This window comes from Brenneria corticis (genome assembly GCF_003115855.1).
In the GTDB taxonomy this organism is placed as follows: Bacteria; Pseudomonadota; Gammaproteobacteria; order Enterobacterales; family Enterobacteriaceae; genus Brenneria; species Brenneria corticis.
Genome location: NZ_KZ819084.1, coordinates 139,125 through 159,204, shown reverse-complemented (window position 1 = coordinate 159,204; position 20,080 = coordinate 139,125). Strand labels below are relative to the sequence as shown.

The window sequence follows — 20,080 nt, the reverse complement described above, 5'->3', positions numbered from 1 at the left end:
CGGTAAACATATCAAAAACAGGCGATTACACAATTTTATAAACAGGCTCGGAAGCGATCTTAACGATCCTTCCGGCTATTTTTTTACCTGCTGTTTAGTTCAACAATCAGAGATTAATCTCCTTCACAATCACCAACCCACCCCCGTTCGACCCGGCATCCCGGTACTAAACCCCAACCCTTCCTGCAGTAGCCGTCAACGAACCACTACCCTGCGCCGAAAATCGCTTTAGCCGATCCCTCCTCTATAACTAACGTTATTTTATCTGCACAATGAGAGTTCGCCGAACGCTTATAAAGCGGTTAACTTAGAGCGCACTCTAACTTCTAGGATGCCCCTCATGGAATATCATCTAAGTATTGACGAAATCGCTAAGCGTACTGGTTTGACGGCTTATACCCTGCGCTACGCGCAGCCGGAGGCCGGCGACGCTATGAGTCATCGGATATGGCCTGGATCGAATTCCTGCTGCGGTTGCGGACGACGCACATGCCCATCGGCAAGATGCAAATGTTCGCAAAACTACGCGGCGCCGGGAACTCAACGGTGTCGGATCGTCGCCAGATGCTGGTATTTTCCGGCTGGAAGCCATTCTTTTTACCTGGCGCGTTCGTGAAGCGCCAAAGACTTATATGCTCGCTTGCGGGGTTGCTTGCCATAAGCTTGTCTTCCCTGGCCGGCCGAAACAGTTTCGGGGGGATTACCGCACCAGCCGCAATTGCGCAATCAGGCAAAGACGTTGGCATAGATGCTCTGCGCAAATTGATGCGGGTCTATGCCGGATTGAATCACCTGCACCAGCTGTAAGTCGCTGACGTACTGTGCAATCTCATTGACAAAGGCCTTGCCCACGGCATGGTGGGCGTGGCTCTGACCGCGGAGAATGCCGGTTACTTCCTTTACGCTGGAATTCAGCGCATGGGCCATAAAGGCGTTGGCGACGCTTTCGGGATGTTCGGCAGCATAGCTGTGCGCATCGATAATGGCCTGAGTTACTGCGGCGGCGACGGCTTTATTTTCACGAACGAGCGTGCCGCGGACCCCGACCACGCAGCAGCTTAAGTTGGCGTATTCCCCGGTCATATTGCTCGCCAGAAGTTGATATTTACCGCTATCCAGTAAGCGATAACTAAAAGGCTCGCTACCGCTGATAGCGGCAATTTCCTGTCTATCCAAGGCGATACTTAACAGATCAGGGGGATAAACCGTCCATTGCACGTCGGCCAGCGGATCGATGCCGCGTCGTTTGAGTAAAATGGAAAAGAAATTCTTATCCGGTCCGGCCATATTGGTTACGCCAATCGTTTGGCCTTTAAGTGTCTCCAGGCTGGTAAACGGGGAGTTTTTTGCGGTAATCAAATTCAGGCATCCGCCATGGGTGCCGGCGGTGAGTTTAACGTCAAATCCCTGCTCCAGGGCTTTTAACCAGCGCAAAGCCATACCGATGGCCGCATCGGCTATACCCGTCGATATTGATTCTAAAAGCATATCAGTCGAGTTGCCAAAATTGACGTATTCAACGTCCAGATTGTATTTACTGAAAAAGTTCTGCTGTTGGGCTATGGCAACGGGAGCAATACATACCGCATTCTGGTTGATGGCCAGCTTGAGCTTATAGGGCTCGGGCAGACGCAGAGCGTTAGTATCAGCCTGAGAATGAGTGCCAATATCGTGGGCAAAGATATGCGGTGAAATGCCCGCCAGGACCGGAGCGGCCAGCAGACTACTCCCCATGCCGAGAAATTTCCGGCGGGACAACGGCGCGAAATATGTCATAACTCGTATCCTTTCATGTCTCATGTCCGAACGACGCTCAGCAAGACCTCCTAGCGCGGCGCCTTGATATGTTTTGCCCGCCGAGTCATCTCTTTGACTATAAGCAGCGCGCCATCAATACCCTATACGCGAAAACCCGCCGGTTAAAATTCGTTTTTATCATATATTAATGTGCATACGGGCTATATTAATCTCAATACCTTACTATTTATATATTTAACAGTAGATGCGCGGGACAATCCTCGCTGCACGGCCTGTAGAATTAGCGTCTTGAATTCCCCCAGACATTGCCGCCATGGTATGGGAAATCTCCCCAAAATAGTTTTTTCAGGCTATAAACTTTAATTTTATAACCAGCCTTAACTCTGGAGATAACCATTGTTCAGGGAATGATAATTTAACGTCAAAATTAATTATCCAGGTGATAATATTTACCGATAAAAAATACATAGTACGAAAATAACAATAAATATCCTTTTTAATCAGTTAACAAATACCGCTGCCTATGTTGTTCTGATTGCCTCACTCTTCTTAATAGCGAACATCTTATGGCATCCTTAAAATTTGAAACCTTGCAACTTCATGCCGGGCAAGAGCCGGATCCCACTACCGGCGCACGGGCCGTGCCTATCTACCAGACGACGTCATATGCTTTTGAGAACGCCCAGCAGGGCGCGGATCGGTTTGCGCTGCGGGAATTCGGCAATATCTATACCAGGATCCAAAATCCCACCACCGACGTTTTTGAAAAGCGCATAGCCGCCCTGGAAGGCGGCGTTGCCGCACTGGCCGTGGCCTCCGGGCAGGCCGCGCAATTCATTGCGTTGAACAATATCTTGCAGGCTGGCGATAATTTCGTCACATCGCCTTCCTTGTACGGCGGCACCTATGCTCAATTTAATCTATCATTCAAGCGATTAGGCATAGAAGCCCGGTTTGCCAAAGACGACGACGCGGAAAGTTTCGCCAGCCTGATTGATGAAAACACCAAAGCCCTTTATCTGGAAACCATAGGCAATCCGCGTCTGGGCTTTCCTGATTTCGACCAGTTCGCCGAGTTGGCACGGAAATATGACTTGCCTTTGGTGGTTGATAATACCTTTGCCGCCGGGGGGTATCTCTTTCGTCCGCTTGAGCATGGCGCGCACGTGGTGGTGGAGTCGGCCACCAAATGGATCGGAGGTCATGGCAACAGCATCGGCGGCGTGATCGTCGATGGCGGCAATTATCTCTGGGGCAACGGAAAATACCCGCAATTCTCAACGCCGTCGGAGGCTTATCATGGCCTGGTGTATAACGACACTTTCGGTCCGGCCAGCGAGTTCGGCAACATTCAGTTTATTATCCGCGCCAGGGTCGAGGGCCTGCGCGATTTCGGCCCCAGCCTGTCGCCCTTTAACGCCTTCCTGCTCTTGCAAGGGCTGGAAACGCTCTCCCTGCGGGTGGATCGCCACGTTGAGAACGCTCTGGAACTGGCCCGCTGGCTGGAAAAACATCCGGAAGTGGAGAGCGTGAATTATCCAGGGTTGCCTTCCAGCCCGGCGTACGACATTGCCCATAAATACCTGAAGAAGGGGTTTGGCGGCGTGCTGTCCTTTGAAATCAGCGGCGGCAAAGAGCGCGCCGGCCGTTTTATCAACAGCCTGCGGCTGATTACCCATCTGGCGAATGTGGGCGACGCCAAGAGCTTGATTATCCAGCCTTCGGCCACGACTCATCAACAGTTAAGCGATGCACAGCAACTATCCGCCGGCGTGACGCCTGCCGGGCTGCGGATCTCCGCCGGCATTGAGCATATCGATGATCTGAAGTCGGACATCGAACAGGCATTCCAAGCCAGTAAATAGCCAGCCACGCCTATGACGCAGCATCACTACGAAGCGATAAAACGGCTGGCGCAGTCCCACCATGAGGAATGGATCGACCCCAAACAGCTGCATGCCCAGATCCCCGCGCATGTCTTTCGACGGCTGGCGCGCATACCGCTCAAGGCGTTTATCGTCGATAGCCAGGCGTCGGATACCCAGGTGTTCAGCGAACGCTACGGCTATCCCCTGGAGCAGTGCGTCAATACGCTGATACTGAAATATAAAAAACAGGGCGTCGTGGCGTACGCTTCCGCTATCTGCACCGGCGCGCGACGTCTGGACGTCAACGGCGCCATCAAACAGCTGCTTGCCGCGCAACGCATCACCTTTGCCCGCACGGACCAAACGACGGAACTCACCGGGATGGTTCCCGGCGGGATTACCGTCTTCGGCCTGCCCACCGACTGGCCCGTACTGATTGACAACGCCGTTTTACAGCAGCCTGTGGTCGTTATGGGCGGGGGCATTCGCGAGGTCAAACTACTGGTTCCCTCACCCGTGCTGGCCGCGCTCCCCAATGCGTTAACCGGTGATTTATCGCTCTCGGCCACGACTTGACGCCCCATCTCCCGCCCCGCTAATCCCCTCTGTTCTTTCAATCTAAAACACGATTTCGACATCACCCGAAACACCGGTTTACAGCCGTAAACTTAATACGTATATTTCTCATTTGCACTTGCAAACGCAATTATAAGTCAGATAACCAAATCTCATAACTTCAGTCTCGGCATCGCATCGGTACTGAAATCTCCTCAAGCTTTTGATAAAGGGTAAATGATGTCTTTCACCAAACGTCTTAAGGACAGGCAACGCCAGCCTGCCGCAGCGCCGTCATTGCTGGCCTCCTGCGTTCTTCTGGCACTGCTGCCTTCCGCCGGCTTCGCCGCAACCAATAATGCCGATGACACCCTGATTGTTGAAGGGACAACGGATGATGCCGCTGATAGTCAGGAGCAAGGCTACAGCGTAAAGACCACTTCAGCCGGCACCAAGATGACGTTGGTTCAGCGCGATATTCCCCAGTCTGTCAGCATCATCGGCCAGCAGCGCATGGATGATCAGCAACTTCAGTCGCTGGGAGAGGTGATGGAATACACTACCGGGATTAGCAAAAACACCTCTGACTCCGAACGCAGCCTCTATTATTCGCGTGGTTTTCTAATTGATAACTACATGATTGACGGTATTCCCACCTATTTTGAATCCCGCTGGAATCTGGGCGACGCCCTATCGGATACCGCACTGTATGACCGGGTGGAAGTGGTGCGAGGCGCTAATGGCTTGATGACGGGAACGGGTAACCCCTCCGCGGCCATCAACATGGTACGGAAACATGCCACCAGTCGTGAGTTTAAAGGCAATCTCTCTGCGGAATATGGTAGCTGGAGCAAACAGCGCTATGTGGCCGATCTGCAAAGTCCGCTAACCGAAGACGGCAATGTCCGCGCCCGTATCGTGGCCGGGTATCAGGATAACGACTCCTGGCTTGACCGCTACAACAGCAAAAAAACCTTCTTCTCCGGCATTATCGATGCCGACCTGAGCGACACCACCAGTCTCTCGGCGAGGTACGAATATCAGCGTATTGATGTGAATAGCCCGACCTGGGGCGGTCTGCCGCGCTGGAATAGCGATGGCAGCCTGAGACGTTATGACCGGGCGCGCAGCACTGCGCCGGACTGGGCTTACAACGATAAAGAATTCAATAAAGTCTTCGTCACCCTGAAACAGCAATTTGCCGATAACTGGCAAACCACCCTGAACGCCACCCATTCAGAAGCCAAGTTCGACAGCAAGATGATGTATCTGGATGCGATAGTCGACCAGGATACCGGAGCATTGGTGGGGCCGTATGCCAGTTATGGCGCCGACTATAATTATGTCGGGGGCACGGGGTGGAATACCGGCAAGCGTAAGGTGGATGCGATAGATCTTTTCACTGACGGAAGTTATGAGCTGTTTGGTCGCCAGCACACCCTGATGCTGGGAGGCAGTTACAGCAGACAAACCAACCGTTACCTGAACAACTGGGCGAACATTTATCCTGACGAATTGGCGAATTTCCCCGACTACAACGGTGATTTCCCGGAAACCGACTGGGGTCAACTGACCGTCGCCCAGGATGATAAAACGGTCATGAAATCGCTCTACGTAGCGACCCGCATTTCACTGGCCGATCCCCTGAACCTGATTATCGGCGCCCGGTACACTAACTGGCGTACCGATACCATGACGTACAGCATGGAGAAAAACCACACCACGCCATACGCCGGATTGGTGTACGACATTGATGAAAACTGGTCGGCATACGCCAGCTATACCTCTATCTTCCAGCCGCAGAAAGAACGTGACATCTCGGGCAGATACCTCGCGCCGATCACCGGCAACAACTATGAGGCGGGAGTGAAGTCCGACTGGATGAACAGCCGTCTGACCACCACGTTTAGCGTATTCCGCATTGAACAGGATAACGTCGCGGAGAGCACCGGCATACCCATCCCCGGCAGCACCGATACCGCATACCGGGGCGTCGACGGCACCGTGAGCAAAGGCGTGGAATTCGAGGTCAACGGCGCATTGACGGATAATTGGCAAATGACTTTCGGCGCAACCCGTTATGTCGCCAGGGATAGCGACAACAAAGCAGTGAACCCGCAGCTGCCGCGCACGACGGTAAAATTGTTCACCAGCTATCGTCTGCCGACGATGCAGGATCTAACCGTCGGCGGCGGAGTAAGCTGGCAGAACCGCGTGTATACGGATGTCTCTACCGCCAATGGCACCTGGCGTGCGGAACAGGGAAGTTATGCCGTGGTTGACCTGTTCAGCCGCTATCAGGTAACCAAAAACCTGTCGGTACAGGCGAACATTCACAACCTGTTAGACAAGACCTACGATGACAGCCTTTCCAGTACCTATGTTTACGGCGAACCACGCAACTTCTCGCTAAGCGCGTCATATAACTTCTGATTTAGCTGATAACACCACCCAAGGAGGCCACCGGCCTCCTTGCCCCCCCCCACGACGCCACGCTACTATCGCCCCCCCTGCGATTTATCGCCAACTGCGCCCACCGGAGCGCCAAACAAGCGCGCCCGGCGAATAAGATACCGTGGCGCTCGGCCCTATCATGATTATGTCACAAACGACTGTTATAACATCACATAAATGGCTAAGGAATAGCCGTGGGATGGCGCCAACCATTTATCTGGTCGGCTGAAAAACGGCACAAGCCATAGTCTGGGAATTAGCGATAATATAAGGTTAACTCTTATGGAAAATAGGCATAAATCAGCGAACGCCTTATCAAAAGCATTTATCTTTTCACTATTATTGAGCGGGATAAATGTCAATATGGCTCAGGCCGCCGACGCGTCAGGCGCAAAAAATCGCGCCGCATGCCGATTTCATCTTGCATACGGGGGATTTCGTTGAAATTGCCGAAGCGGAAGATGAGTGGCTTGATCTTATGGCCCGCTCGCAAAAAGGTTTTTTACAAATGAGCCTGGCCGTGGTTCCCGGTAATCATGACGAATATGGTCTGGACAAGAAAGATCTGTTCCCCAAAAAATTCAACGAGCATATCCATAAAGTGCGTCCCAAACTTAATTGGCTGACGCAACAACAGGTAGAGCATTACAACAATCTGTTTGAAATCGGCTATCAGCCGCAACGCTCCGCCAGATTCAAAAATAAACACGAGAATTATCGTGACAGCTCCGAGCAGAATTTCGCCACCTATACCATAGAGGGAAATAAGCTGACGGGAGCGGTCTACCAGGTCTCCGGCGATTTATCGAAGGGCGAGGCCAGACGGGTATTTCTGGTGGATAAATTCAGTATTGTGAAAGAATAAATTTATCGTCCATTTATTGCGCCGCATTGGCACTCTACCGCCGGTTAAACCAGGGGGATTTTGCCTGAAGCGGCGCCAGGCGGCGCGCGTCAGGCCGCCCGCGATCCCGGCGACGAAACCAATACGATAGTGGATAGGCGCCAGGTAATGCCCGCGGCAATCAGCGCAATGGCCGCGCACGCCGCCAGGCCGACGTCAACGGCATTGATCAACGCATGGCGGGCCGCCATCATCTCCCCCGAGCTCCCCTGCGCCGTCATCCCCAGCAGTTTGCCGGGGTCCGCCCAGCGCAGCCAGGCGCTTTCGCTGGTGGTGCGCCGTAATAGCGCGTGATAAAGCGTATTGAACAACAAACTGGTCGCCGCCGTGCCGAGCAGCCCGCCGACGAGACGAAATGATTGCAGCAATGCGGTGGCGATCCCCAGATGCTCGCCCGGCGCCAGCGTTTGGGTAAAGATGGTCAGGTTAAGCAAAATAAAGCCCAGCCCCACCCCGGCCATCAGCATCAGCAGCAGCAAGCGGCGGAAACCGCCCTCCGCGCCGCAGAGCGCCAGCCCCAGGCAGGCGGCGGCAAGCAGCAGGAACCCGCACGTCGGCAACAGCACCGGGTTGCGCAGCCGGGTGACGATGCGTCCGTTGATAATGGCGCCGACGGTTATGCTCACCCCCATCGGGGTGAGCAGTAAAGCCGCCTGCTGCGCGGAATAGCCATAGCCCCCCTGGAACAGCAGCGGCGTAAAATAGAGCAAGGTGAACATCACGCCGCCCGCCAGCGTCGACAGGATAAACAGTTGCCGCAGCGTGCCCGGGGCAAATAGGGCGGGAGGCAGCAACGGCGATACGGCGCGCTTTTGCTGCCCGATCAGCGCCAGCAGAGCAAGGGCCGAGGCCGACAGCAGGGCGATAACCCCCAGCGTATTCATCCGCGTCGACAAACCGGTGACGCCCAGTTGCAGACAGCCGAGCAGCGCCATGACCAACAGCGCCCCCAGCCAGTCAAGACGAATCCCCTGCCGCTGCGACGGCTTGAAATAAGGCAGATAGCGCCAGGAAATGACCAACGCCGCCAGGCCGCAGGGCACGTTCAGATAGAATACCGCCCGCCAGCCGTAGTGTTCGGTCAGCACGCCGCCCAGCGTCGGTCCCAGAGCATTGACGATGCTGAACGCGGTACTGAGCAGAATTTGCCAGCGCAGCCGGCGGCGCATATCGGGGAAAAGTTCCGGAATGCAGGCAAACGCCGTGCCGATCAGCATGCCGCCGCCGACGCCCTGCAAAGCCCGCCAGACCACCAGCATCAGCATGCTGCCGGCCTGGGCACACAGCAGCGAGGAGAGGGTAAATAGCAGCGTGGCGGCCACCACGAAATATTTGCGCCCGAAGTAATCCCCCAGCCGGCCGAAAATCGGCACCGTGACGATCGACGTCAGTAAATAGCCGGTCGCCAGCCAGGCATAGAGATCGAAGCCGCCAAGATCGGCCACGATATAGGGCATGGTGTTGCCGATAACGGTCTGATCGAGCGCCGAGAGCATCAGCGTGAGCGACAGTCCCAGCATGGCCAGCAAAGCGCGGCGAAAACTTAACGGCGCGGGCGTCGCTGTTTGGCCCATCATCGCCCTCCCCGTGGCCCCCGTCGCCTGGTTCACCGCAGCTGCGCGACGGCGCGCGCCATACGTTTGGCGCCTTCAAGCAGCGTATCGATATCCGTGGCGATGGACAGACGGAAGTACGGTGAAATGCCGTACGCCGCACCGGCCACCACGGCCACCCCTTCGCTCTCCAGCAGGTAGAGCACGACGTCGTTGTCGCTGTTCAGGGTTTCGCCCTGCGGCGTCCGACGCCCCAGAATGCCCGCGCAGCTGACATAAAGATAAAAAGCGCCGTCCGGCAACCGGCAGCTCAGACCGGGGATGTCATTGACGGCCGCCGCCATCCGGTCGCGCCGCTGGCGATAGATTTCCCGGCTGCGCTCGATAAATTCGCTGCCGCTGGCCAGCGCCGCCAGCGCCGCCGCCTGACTGACGGAACAGGCGTTGCTGGTCGACTGGGATTGCAGCGTTCCCATGGCGCTAATCAACGCCTGCGGCCCCGCGGCGTAGCCGATGCGCCAGCCCGTCATGGCATAGGTTTTCGACACGCCGTTGACCACCAGCGTGCGGTCGGCCAGTTTGGGCTCCACCGCCAGCAGATGGGTGGGCGCGACGCGGTCGAAACGGATGTGCTCGTAAATATCATCGGTCATGATCGCCAGCCTGGGGTGATCCAGTAACACGTCCGCCAGCGCCCGCAGTTCGTCCTCGGAATAGCTCGCGCCGCTGGGGTTGCTGGGCGAGTTCAGCAACAGCCAGCGGCAGTCGGGCGTAATGGCGGCGCGCAGTTGCTCCGCCGTCAGCTTAAAGCCGTGTTCTTCCTGGCAGGGAACGATCAGCGGTTCGCCGTCGCAGGCCAGTACCATATCGGGATAAGAGACCCAGAACGGAGCCGGAATCAATACCTTGTCGCCCGGTTCCAGCGTCGCGGCCAGCGCGTTGAAAATCGCGCTCTTGGCGCCGCAGGTGACGATAATATCGTCCGGCGCGAAATGCAGCCGGTTTTCCCGCCGGAACTTGTCGGCAATCGCCTGGCGCAGCGCCGGCGTGCCGTTATTCTGGGTATAGCGCGTCTCTCCCCGCTCTATCGCCGCACTGGCCGCCTGGCGGATAACCTCCGGCGTATCGAAATCCGGCTCGCCGGTCACCAGGTTGACGATGGACCTGCCCGCGCGGCGCAACGCGTTGGCGCGATCGGCCGCGGTGCTGCTGGGCGAAGTTTTTATGCGGGTAATGCGTGAAGCGATATGAATTGCACTCATAACGAGCTCCTGATGCCGTATGGATGGAAAATACGGTAATGGAGAGACTCGCCGCCGCGCCAAGAGGAGTTTGTTCTGGTTCAATCGCGTTGGCTTATGGATAGGCGTCAGCGATAGCATAAATGCATCATCACCGTGCACGAGGAGAGTCTGCCGGCTGCTCCCGCCCGTCCATCCGGCTGACGAAAATAATTAATAATTATTTATTTACAATAAGTTAAATAAAAACAGGCCGCGGCATAACAAAAATTGGCTTAAGGATTGCTTGAGCGTGGATAAGGTCTTTTACAACGAGGGCGATCACCATGAATCTCAGGCGACTCAAGTATTTTGTGAAAATTGTCGATATCGGCAGTTTAACTCAGGCTGCTGACATTCTGCATATTGCCCAGCCGGCGTTAAGCCAGCAGCTCGCCACGCTGGAAAGCGAAGTGAAGCAGCAGTTGCTGATCCGCACCAAGCGCGGCGTCACGCCCACCGATGCCGGCAAGATCCTGTATACCCACGCCCAGGCGATTCTGCGTCAGTGCGAGCGGGCGCAAAACGCCATCGACGGCTCCGCATTGCAGCTTTCCGGCACCGTGTCCGTGGGGCTGGCGCCCGGCACGGCGGCGACCAATCTGGCCCTGCCGCTGTTTGAGGCGGTCAGGCAACAGCACCCCGGCATCCTGCTTTATTACAACGAAAACTTCGGCACCACGCTGAGCGAACTGATTATGAGCGGACGCATGGACATGGCGGTGCTGTACGGCAACCGTGATATCCACGGTCTGTCGTTTATCCCGTTGATGAAAGAGGATCTCTATCTGGTCAGCAGCGGCCCTGAAATCCCCGCCGGCCATACCATCGAACTGGAGCAGGTGGCGAAACAGGATCTGTTTCTGCCTCAGTCCTACAACTTTATGCGCAAAATCGTCAATGAGGCCTTTGCCTCGCGCGGCCTGGTAGGAAGGGTGGTGTGCGAAATCGAGTCCGCCACCACTCTGACGGCGGCGGTGGCCAGCGGCCATGGCGCCACCGTGCTGCCGGAATCCGCCGCGCGCGCCCTGCTGGCGCCGGCCGGAGCCTGGATGGCGAAAATCATCAACCCGGATATTCAGGCGCCGCTGTCATTCTGCGCGTCCGATCATCTGCCGCTTTCCCAGCCGGCGCAGGCGGTGAAAAACATACTGCTGTCGCTGATGGCGCAGCGTACGCCCGATAATCGCCCGCTGGCCCTGGCCTAGCGATGAATAATAAGTCTCCCTTATTACCACACAAGGAAACCCTCTTAGTGGAGCGTTAAACGGCACGTTACAGTGCCGCTATCACTCAGCAAAAGCCCTGCATCCGCTATCAGGGTCATAAGAGGTTAACGATGGATCTCGCACAACGGTGGGATAACCCGCAATTGAGCTTATTGGGGACAAGGACGCTGTTATTTGAAGCGCCCGGCCCCTTGGGGCTGGAAAACCAGCAGCGCATCTGGGCGCTGGCCGACTACGCCGACGATCTGCCGGAGGTCGCGGAGTCCGTTCCCGGCATGAATAATCTGATGCTGGTGCTGCGCCGCTCGCCGGCGGAGCCGGAATCGCTGTTTACCCGGCTCCTCAAGCAGTGGCTGCGGAATGAGCGCAAGGTCTTGCAGGGAAGAACCATCGAACTGCCGGTGGAGTACGGGGGGGAATTCGGCCCGCATCTGCAAGACGTCGCCGAGCACACCGGGATGAGCGTCAGCGACGTGGTCGCCCGCCATTGCGCCCCGCTGTACCCGGTCTATGCCCTCGGCAGCCACCCCGGCTACTGCTATCTCGGCAATATGGACCCCGCCATCGCCACGCCGCGGCGCCAGACGCCGTTGCTGAGCATTCCCGGCGGCGCCGTGTCCATCGGCGGGCTGCAAACCGGCGTTTCCGCCTCGGCGGGCCCCAGCGGCTGGAACACCATCGGTCATACGGACTTCACCTTCTTCGACGCATACGCGCAGCCGCCGGTCGCCCTATCGCCAGGCGACAACATCGCCTTCAAAGCCGTGAGGGTGCGCGCATGATCGTAATAGAAAAAACCACCCCGCTCAGCAGCGTGCAGGATCTGGGGCGCAGCGGCAGCCTGCACTACGGCGTCGGCGCCGCGGGAGCGATGGATCCGCTGGCCCTGCGGTTGGGCAACGCCCTGCTGGGCAACGACGCCAACGCCGCGGCGATTGAAATTCCGCTGTTCCCCTTCCAGGCGCGCTTTACCGACGACTGCCGTTTCGCCGTCACCGGCCATGACGGCCGGGTGATGCTGGACGACGCGGCGCTCCCTTTCTGGTGGAGCGCGCAGGCGCGCAAAGGGCAGCGCCTGACGCTACACGCGTCGAGCCACACCGCCCGCGCCTATCTGCATCTGCCCGGCGGCGTCGACGTGCCGGAAGTGCTGGGTTCGCGCAGCACGCAGCTGCGCGGCGAATTCGGCGGTTTCAAGGGCCGCGGCCTGCAAAACGGCGACCGGCTCGGCGCCGCGGCCCCGCAACAGCGCGGACCGGTGGATTTCGGCATCGTTCCGCCGTGGCTGGCGCTGGGGGCGGCGGATACCCCGGAGCCGACGATCCGCGTGCTGCCCGCCGCGGAATACGGCGCGTTCAGCGAAGCGTCGCGTCAGACGTTTTGGAGTCAGGCATGGCGCATCACCCCGCAGAGCAATCGCTACGGCTATCGTTTGGCGGGCGAGCCGCTGGTGGCGAAAGTCCCGCTGGAGATGCGCTCGCACGGCATTATTCCCGGCGTGATCCAGGTGCCCCATAACGGCCTGCCGATCGTTCAAATGCGCGACGCGCAGCCCAGCGGCGGTTATCCCAAATTCGGCACGGTGATTGACGCCGATATGTGGCTGCTGGGGCAAATTCCCGTCGGCGGCCGGATACGCTTTCTCCAGGTCGACCATCAGCAGGCGCGTGAGGCGGAACGGCAACAGCAGGCCTATCTGCAAAAAGCGATCGAGCAGATCGACTGCCACCGCCGCTACGCGGATTAATCCCCCATTTACCGAGGTGACGAGATGTTAGCCATTGCTGAACTACGCCAGATCGCCAGCAGGATGAGTCAGTCCGGGCTGCGCGATATTGAAATCGTCGACGGCCGCTGCCGGGTACGCATGCGCTGCGACGCGTCCCGGCCGGCCGAGGTCGCGCCAAAGGCGGCGCCGCAGCCCGCTTGCACGACGATCGCCGCGCCAAGGCCGGGGATCGTCTGGTTTAGCCATCCGCTTAATGGACAGGTCATCGCCAAACCGGGGGCGACCGTCGTCGCCGGCGAGCTGGTCGCTCTGCTCGGCGTCGGCCACCTGCTGCTGCCGGTGCGCAGCAGCGCCGGCGGGACGGTGCGGCAGCTCTGCGTCGCCGACGGCTGCGTGGTGGAGTACGGCACTGAACTCATGACCCTGTCTCAGGAACCATAAGGAGCACACGATGACCATCATCGATCTGAACGCCGATCTTGGCGAAGGATTTGGCGACTACACCATGGCGGACGACCGCGCCCTGATGCCGTTAATCTCCTCCGCCAACGTGGCCTGCGGCTTTCATGCCGGCGACGCCGCCATCATGGCCGACAGCGTTCGCCTGGCCAAGGCGCACCAGGTTGATCTGGGCGCGCACGTCGGTTTCCCCGATCTGCTCGGTTTCGGCCGCCGTCGCATGCAGATTGATACGGATACGCTGACGCACTACGTCACCTATCAACTGGGGGCGCTGTCGGGCTTCGCCCGCGCGGCCCATTACCCCATGACCCATATGAGCTTTCACGGCGCGCTGGGCAATATGGCCGCCGAAGATCCGCAGCTTGCCCTGCCGCTGTTGCAGGCGGTGAAAGCCTTCGACGCCGGCCTGATTATCAGCACCACCGCCGGCAACGCCGTTGAGCGCAGCGCCCGCCGGCTGGGCTTTAAGGTTGCCACCACCTTTCTGGCCGATCGCGCCTACGACCGCCACGGCATGCTGGTCCGGCGCGGCCTGCCCGGCGCGGTGATCCACGAGGTGGCGCAGGTTAGCCAACGGGTTATCCGCCTGCTGACGCAGGGAACGGTGGAAAGCATTGAGGGCGACATTCTGCCCATGTCCGTCACCTCTATCCTGCTGCACGGCGATACCGCGGGCGCCCTGACGCTGGCGCGGCAACTGCGCCGCGACATAGAGGCGCTGGGGATAAAAATCGTACCGATTTCGCGCCATTAGCGATTACCGCGGGGAAACTATAAGACAGCCCTATTGCCACAAAAGCTTTATGTCTTATCCGCCCTATCGATTACTGGTTACAGTCCATTTATGCGTATTGCCTCCGGGCAAACGGTTGTTAACGTCAGGGGAGTTCACGCTATGCCATTTTCAGATTATAAAACCGCATTGGTCACCGGCGCATCCGCCGGCCTGGGCGAGGCCATTGTCGAACGTTTGTGCCGCGAAGGCATCAGGGTACACGCGGTCGCCAGACGTCGGGAACAGCTGGCGGCGCTGGCGGAACGTACCGGCTGCATTCCGCACGCGCTGGATATCGCCGACACCGCCGCCCTGACCCGGCTGTGCGCGGGGCTGGAAATTGATATTCTGGTCAACAACGCCGGCGTTTCCCATTCAGGTTCCCTGCTGGATTCCGCCGCAGACAACATCGATAGCCAGGTGGACGTCAACCTGCGCGCCGTGCTGCATTTAACCCGCCTGCTGGTGCCCGGCATGGTCGAACGCGACCGCGGCCACGTCATCAATATCTCCTCCATCGCCGGCGTGTATAACTTCAACGGCAATACCATTTACCACGCCACCAAAGCCGCGGTGCATATGCTGTCGCGCCAGCTGCGCATCGACGTCTACGGCAAACGGGTGCGCGTCACCGAAATTTGTCCCGGCCGGGTGGCCACCGAGATCTTCGGCAACGTACTGGGCGACGCCGAGGAGGCGCGTAAACGCTTTATCGACGGTTTTGAACTGCCGCAGGCCAGGGATGTCGCCGATGCCATCGCCTTCAGCATCGCCGCCCCCGTCGCCGTCAATATCGGACACATAGAACTGACCCCGACCTTACAGGTGCCCGGCGGACTGTCGACGATGCGCCCGGATGATGCGGCCTGCTGATGGGGCGCGATAGCGAATGGAGAGGGAACGGCGATGAACAACACGCTTGATTTTGGCGTCATCCTGCACGGGCAATACGCCGAGATGCTGGTACAGGGCATAAAGCTGACGCTGCAACTGGCCCTGGGCTCCTGGCTGCTGGCAATGGCGCTGGCGATGTTGCTGGTGGTGCTGCGCCTGACGAACAAACGGTTGGCGACGGCATTTGTGGCCGCCTACGTCTCTTATCATCGCAATGTGCCGACGCTGGTCCAGCTAATGATGTGGTATTTCGCCATTCCGACCCTGTTGCCCGAGTCGTTGCAGATCTGGCTGAGCGATTTCAATACCGAGTTCGTTTTCTCGCTTATCGCCCTGGGACTGTGCCAGGCGGCCTACTTCTCCGAGGACATCCGCAGCGGATTGCGCGCCATTCCCGACGGTCAAACCGAAGCTTCGCGCGCGCTGGGGATGGGGTATCTGCGCGCCATGCAGCTGGTGATCCTGCCGCAGGGCGTACGCAATGCCCTGCCCGCGCTTATCAACCATACGGTATTGCTGTTTAAGAACACCAGCCTGGCGATGGTGATTGGCGTGGCGGAGCTGACCTACGCCACGCGTGAAATTGAAAACTACACCTTCCGTACTTTTGAGGCGTACCTGCTCTCTTCCCTTGCCTACCTGGCATGCTCCCTGCTGCTGATGGGCGCCGGGGCGGTGCTGGCCCAGCGCTATCAACGCGCCTTAGCGAGGTAACGCCATGCTCGATTTTTTCTCGATCGTTCAGCAAAACTGGATGCTATTCCTGGTCGGCCAATATCCCAACGGCCCTTTGGGCGGCATTGTCTGCACCCTGCTGCTGTCGCTGCTGGCGATGCTGTTCGCCTTCCCGATCGGCGTCGTGCTGGGCGTGGCGCGCATCTCGCCGTTCCGCTGGCTGCGCTATCCCGCCACCGTCTGGGTGTACGTACTGCGCGGCGTTCCGCTGGTGATGGTGGTGTTCTGGACCTATTTTTGCGTTCCTCTGCTGCTGGGGCGCAACATCGACGGGTTTACCACCATGCTGTGCACCCTGGTGGTGTATGAAAGCGCCTACATCGCCGAAATCGTACGCGCCGGCATTCAGGCGCTGCCTTCCGGCCAGTATGAAGCGTCCCGCGCCATGGGCATGAGCTACCTCAAGGCCTTGCGCCTGATTCTTCTGCCCCAGGCGCTGTACAACATGCTGCCCAGCCTGCTAAGCCAGCTGGTGTCGATCATCAAAAACAGTACGTTGGGGTACGTCATCAACGTCCAGGAACTGACGTTCGCCGCCAACCAGGTCAATAACCAGCTGCTTACCAAGCCGTTCGAGGTGTTCGCCATCGTCGCGCTCAGCTACTACGTGATTTGCTACAGCCTGACTCTGCTGGCGAATCGTCTGGAACAGCGTATTGCCCGCAAACGTCTGGGTCCGTCGCCATCCGGGGCGGCAAAAGCCGCCCTGTCGGCCGCAAAATCTTAATTCGAGAGGAGTATCCGCATGATTCCGATGATTATGTTTAACCGGGTCAATAAATGGTACGGCGACTATCAGGCATTGACGGACCTGAGCGCGGAAATAAACAGCGGCGAAGTGGTGGTGGTTTGCGGGCCGTCCGGCTCGGGAAAATCAACCCTTATTCGCACCGTTAACCGCCTGGAGCCTATCGAAGAAGGCCAGATCCTGTTCGACGGCCACGATATCCACGGCTCCAGTACGCGCCTTAACCAGCTGCGTACCCGCATCGGCTTCGTTTTCCAGAGCTTCAACCTGTTTCCGCATATTACGGTGCTGGAAAACATCATGCTGTCGCCGGTAAAAGTGCTGGGGCTGAAGCGCGCGGAGGTACGCAAGCAGGCGCTGGAACTGCTGGAGCGCGTCGGTCTTGAGCATAAGGCCGACGCCTATCCGGCCCATCTCTCCGGCGGCCAGCAGCAGCGCGTAGCCATCGCCCGAGCCCTGGCGATGAAGCCGCCGGTGATGCTGTTTGACGAGCCGACCAGCGCGCTGGACCCGGAAATGGTCGGCGAAGTGTTAAACGTGATGCGCGATCTGGCGCAAGACGGCATGACGATGATGTGCGTCACCCATGAAATGCACTTCGCCCGCGACGTCGCCGACACCGTCTGGTTTATGGATGCCGGGAAAATACTGGAAAAAGCGCCGCCGGAACAATTCTTTACCCGGCCGCAACACCCTCGGGCGCAGCGTTTTCTGGCCGATCTGCGTCAACACTAACTCTACCGCCTGTTTTAGCTACCGGAGCAAAATGCTATGAAAAACGTCAATAAATTGAGTGTGGTCATGCTGGCAGTACCCTTGATGTTGGCCGCCCTGCCGTCGCGCGCCGATAGTCTGGCGGATATTCAAACCCGCGGCACCCTTAACTGCGGGGTTTACTCCGACGTACCGCCCTTTTCCTCGCCCGATCCGCAAACCCGTCAGCTGGTGGGCATGGATGTGGATCTGTGCGGCGCGCTGGCCAAGCAGTTGGGGCTGAAGCTCAACCTGATGCCGGTCTCCGTCGAAGCCCGCATCGCCGTCCTCACCACCGGCCGGGTTGACGTGCTGATCGCCAATCTGGCGTATACCAAAACGCGCGCGACGCAAATTCAGTTCAGCGATCCCTACTACATCGCCAAAGAGGTGCTGGTGGTCAAAAGCCCCAACGCGGAAAAGACCCCGGCGGACTTTAAAGGCAAACGCATCAGCGCCACCAAAGGCTCGACGTCGGAGCAGTCCATCCGCATGGCGGACGCCAGGCCGGTCACCTTTCAGGACACCGCATCCGCCTATCTGGCCCTGCAACAGAATAAGTCCGTCGGCTTCGTCACCAACAATATGACCGCCACCAAGCTGGTTATGCAGGCGAAAAAAGAGGGGATCGATCTGGCCATCGTCAAAGAACCGATGGCGCTGGAGCCGGTGGCCGTCGGTTTAAAACTGGGCGAGCCGGCGCTGCTGGCGAAGGTCAACAGCAGCCTTAAAACCATGGACGACTCCGGCGAAATCGATCAAATCTGGAACCGCTGGATTGGGCCGGATACCGATTACAAAATGGTGCGCGAAGAGAAGGTGCAGCCGCTGTCCAGCCTGCAATTCGTGCCGCTGGAATAGAGTGGTCGGCGCGCGCCCTGGCTTGCGGCTAAAGACGGGAATAAGTCCGAACTCGGTCAGCGGTCTGAACGTTATTCCCGTTCGGGTCACCAACCGCTCACCGACTTTATTTCAAGATATTCCTCCAGTCCCCAGACGCCCCCTTCACGGCCGTTGCCCGACTGTTTATAGCCGCCAAACGGAGTGCCGGAGGCCCGTGGCGCGCCATTGATCTGTACCATGCCGGCGCGCAGCCGGCGGGCAACGCGCCGGGCCCGCTCGCGGTTCGCGGTCTGAACCTGCGCGTTGAGGCCGTAGGGCGAGTCATTGGCGATCGCCACCGCTTCTTCCTCAGAGTCGAAGGGGATCAGGCACAGCACCGGCCCAAAGATCTCCTCGCGGGCGATACGCATGCCGTTGTCGACGTCGGCAAAAACCGTGGGCCGCACATAGTAGCCCCGATCCAACCCGTCGGGACGACCGGGGCCGCCCGCGACGAGCCGGGCGCCTTCCGCGATCCCCGCTTCAATGTACGCCTGGATGCGGTCATATTGTCGCCGGGAGACCACCGGGCCGATATGTCCGCCTTCTTTCGCCGGCTCGTCCACCAGCGTTTCAGACGCTACCCGGGAGGCGATAGCCACCGCTTGCTGGTAAACCCGCTTTTCCACCAGCATGCGTGTAGGGGCGTTGCAGGACTGGCCGCTGTTCGAGAAGCAGGCGTTGGCGCCGCGGATAACGGCGTCTTCCAGATCGGCATCGGCAAAGACGATATTAGGCGCCTTGCCGCCGAGTTCGAGCGTTACGCGTTTGACGGTCTGCGCCGCGGTTCGCATCGCCGATATACCCGCCAGCGTGGAGCCGGTAATACTGATCATATCGACATCCTCATGCGCGGCCAGCGCCGTTCCAACGGTCTGACCGCTGCCGTTGAGCAGATTGAAGACGCCGGGGGGGAAGCCGGCTTCGTCGATCATCTCGGCAAAGAGCAGCGCCGACAGCGGCGCCGCTTCGGAAGGCTTCAGAATAACGGCGCAGCCGACGGCGAGCGCGGGCAACACCTTGAGGCAGATCTGATTAATAGGCCAGTTCCACGGGGTGATCAAGCCGCACACGCCGATTGGCTCGCGCAGGATGTAATCGCCGGAACCGTCTGGATGCATAGGCCGCTCGAAAAGATAATCGCGCGCCGCGATGAGAAAATTGTTGATCTGGCTGCGCCCCGCCTCCGCCTGCGCCCGTCGGGCAAAGCTGATGGGCGCGCCCATTTCGCTGGAAATCGCCTGGGCCATCTCCTCAAAACGCCGGTCGTAAATCTTTTGCAAACGCTGTAACGCGGCGATCCGCCTATCGTGCGGCGTTTCACTCCAGCCGGCGAAAGCGCGACGAGCGGCGCGAACGGCCCGGTCGACATCCTCGGCGTTCCCCAGGCTGATCGCGGCGCACGGCCGCTCGCTCGCCGGGTTCACGATGTCGTAAGGAACGCCGGCCGCCGGCGCCACCCATTTTCCATTGATGTAGAAATCCGTCGTTTTCATAATTC

At 58.5% G+C, this 20,080-nt stretch carries 18 protein-coding genes; 14 read left to right on the top strand and 4 right to left on the bottom strand.

Annotated features, from left to right (window positions below; genetic code table 11):
• Positions 1 to 726 precede the first annotated feature (726 nt).
• Positions 727 to 1,776: an ABC transporter substrate-binding protein gene (locus tag DDT56_RS15920; RefSeq protein ID WP_136167415.1), complete on the bottom strand. Its 1,050-nt coding sequence runs from the start codon at positions 1,774 to 1,776 to the stop codon at positions 727 to 729.
• Positions 1,777 to 2,324: 548 nt separating this feature from the next.
• On the opposite strand from DDT56_RS15920, the gene DDT56_RS15915 reads away from it, so the two are divergent.
• The 4 genes from DDT56_RS15915 to DDT56_RS15900 all read left to right on the top strand — a co-directional run bounded on the left by DDT56_RS15915 (position 2,325) and on the right by DDT56_RS15900 (position 7,500).
• Positions 2,325 to 3,623, top strand: a complete 1,299-nt coding sequence (locus DDT56_RS15915; protein ID WP_136167414.1) for an O-acetylhomoserine aminocarboxypropyltransferase/cysteine synthase family protein — start codon at positions 2,325 to 2,327, stop codon at positions 3,621 to 3,623.
• A 12-nt stretch (positions 3,624 to 3,635) separates the two neighbouring features.
• Complete coding sequence (locus tag DDT56_RS15910; RefSeq protein ID WP_136167413.1) at positions 3,636 to 4,202, top strand: YbaK/EbsC family protein; 567 nt, start codon at positions 3,636 to 3,638, stop codon at positions 4,200 to 4,202.
• 219 nt (positions 4,203 to 4,421) lie between these two features.
• Positions 4,422 to 6,614 (top strand): ferric-rhodotorulic acid/ferric-coprogen receptor FhuE, encoded by a 2,193-nt coding sequence (gene fhuE / locus DDT56_RS15905; RefSeq protein ID WP_136167425.1) that lies wholly within the window; start codon positions 4,422 to 4,424, stop codon positions 6,612 to 6,614.
• Between the two features lie 376 nt (positions 6,615 to 6,990).
• The gene (locus tag DDT56_RS15900) at positions 6,991 to 7,500 is read left to right on the top strand and encodes a metallophosphoesterase family protein (protein WP_136167412.1); all 510 of its coding nucleotides are present in this window, start codon (positions 6,991 to 6,993) and stop codon (positions 7,498 to 7,500) included.
• 89 nt (positions 7,501 to 7,589) lie between these two features.
• On the opposite strand, the gene DDT56_RS15895 is transcribed toward DDT56_RS15900, so the two are convergent.
• Both DDT56_RS15895 and DDT56_RS15890 read right to left on the bottom strand, forming a co-directional pair.
• Positions 7,590 to 9,116 carry an MFS transporter gene (locus DDT56_RS15895; protein WP_246856799.1) on the bottom strand — a complete coding sequence of 509 codons (1,527 nt, stop codon included), beginning with the start codon at positions 9,114 to 9,116 and terminating at the stop codon, positions 7,590 to 7,592.
• Between the two features lie 29 nt (positions 9,117 to 9,145).
• Positions 9,146 to 10,354 (bottom strand): aspartate transaminase, encoded by a 1,209-nt coding sequence (locus DDT56_RS15890; RefSeq protein WP_136167410.1) that lies wholly within the window; start codon positions 10,352 to 10,354, stop codon positions 9,146 to 9,148.
• A 305-nt stretch (positions 10,355 to 10,659) separates the two neighbouring features.
• Between DDT56_RS15890 and nac the strand changes: the two genes are divergently transcribed.
• The 10 genes from nac to DDT56_RS15840 all read left to right on the top strand — a co-directional run bounded on the left by nac (position 10,660) and on the right by DDT56_RS15840 (position 18,558).
• A complete protein-coding gene (gene nac / locus DDT56_RS15885; protein WP_136167409.1) occupies positions 10,660 to 11,580 on the top strand; it encodes a nitrogen assimilation transcriptional regulator NAC in 921 nt (306 codons plus the stop codon).
• A 131-nt stretch (positions 11,581 to 11,711) separates the two neighbouring features.
• On the top strand, positions 11,712 to 12,383 hold the full coding sequence (gene pxpB, locus DDT56_RS15880) for a 5-oxoprolinase subunit PxpB (protein WP_136167408.1): 672 nt from the start codon (positions 11,712 to 11,714) through the stop codon (positions 12,381 to 12,383).
• A complete protein-coding gene (locus tag DDT56_RS15875; RefSeq protein WP_136167407.1) occupies positions 12,380 to 13,348 on the top strand; it encodes a 5-oxoprolinase subunit C family protein in 969 nt (322 codons plus the stop codon). The genes pxpB and DDT56_RS15875 overlap by 4 nt, the downstream gene beginning before the upstream one ends.
• A gap of 24 nt (positions 13,349 to 13,372) precedes the next feature.
• Positions 13,373 to 13,771 carry an acetyl-CoA carboxylase biotin carboxyl carrier protein gene (locus DDT56_RS15870; protein ID WP_136167406.1) on the top strand — a complete coding sequence of 133 codons (399 nt, stop codon included), beginning with the start codon at positions 13,373 to 13,375 and terminating at the stop codon, positions 13,769 to 13,771.
• Positions 13,772 to 13,781: 10 nt separating this feature from the next.
• Positions 13,782 to 14,546, top strand: a complete 765-nt coding sequence (locus DDT56_RS15865; protein ID WP_136167405.1) for a LamB/YcsF family protein — start codon at positions 13,782 to 13,784, stop codon at positions 14,544 to 14,546.
• Positions 14,547 to 14,687: 141 nt separating this feature from the next.
• On the top strand, positions 14,688 to 15,440 hold the full coding sequence (locus DDT56_RS15860; protein ID WP_136167404.1) for an SDR family oxidoreductase: 753 nt from the start codon (positions 14,688 to 14,690) through the stop codon (positions 15,438 to 15,440).
• 33 nt (positions 15,441 to 15,473) lie between these two features.
• A complete protein-coding gene (locus tag DDT56_RS15855; protein WP_136167403.1) occupies positions 15,474 to 16,175 on the top strand; it encodes an amino acid ABC transporter permease in 702 nt (233 codons plus the stop codon).
• A 4-nt stretch (positions 16,176 to 16,179) separates the two neighbouring features.
• On the top strand, positions 16,180 to 16,923 hold the full coding sequence (locus DDT56_RS15850; protein ID WP_136167402.1) for an amino acid ABC transporter permease: 744 nt from the start codon (positions 16,180 to 16,182) through the stop codon (positions 16,921 to 16,923).
• 18 nt (positions 16,924 to 16,941) lie between these two features.
• Positions 16,942 to 17,679, top strand: a complete 738-nt coding sequence (locus DDT56_RS15845; protein ID WP_136167401.1) for an amino acid ABC transporter ATP-binding protein — start codon at positions 16,942 to 16,944, stop codon at positions 17,677 to 17,679.
• Positions 17,680 to 17,715: 36 nt separating this feature from the next.
• Positions 17,716 to 18,558 carry an ABC transporter substrate-binding protein gene (locus DDT56_RS15840; protein ID WP_136167400.1) on the top strand — a complete coding sequence of 281 codons (843 nt, stop codon included), beginning with the start codon at positions 17,716 to 17,718 and terminating at the stop codon, positions 18,556 to 18,558.
• A gap of 86 nt (positions 18,559 to 18,644) precedes the next feature.
• Here the strand turns inward: DDT56_RS15840 and DDT56_RS15835 are convergent, their stop codons facing one another.
• On the bottom strand, positions 18,645 to 20,075 hold the full coding sequence (locus tag DDT56_RS15835) for an aldehyde dehydrogenase family protein (RefSeq protein ID WP_136167399.1): 1,431 nt from the start codon (positions 20,073 to 20,075) through the stop codon (positions 18,645 to 18,647).
• Between the last annotated feature and the right edge of the window lie 5 nt (positions 20,076 to 20,080).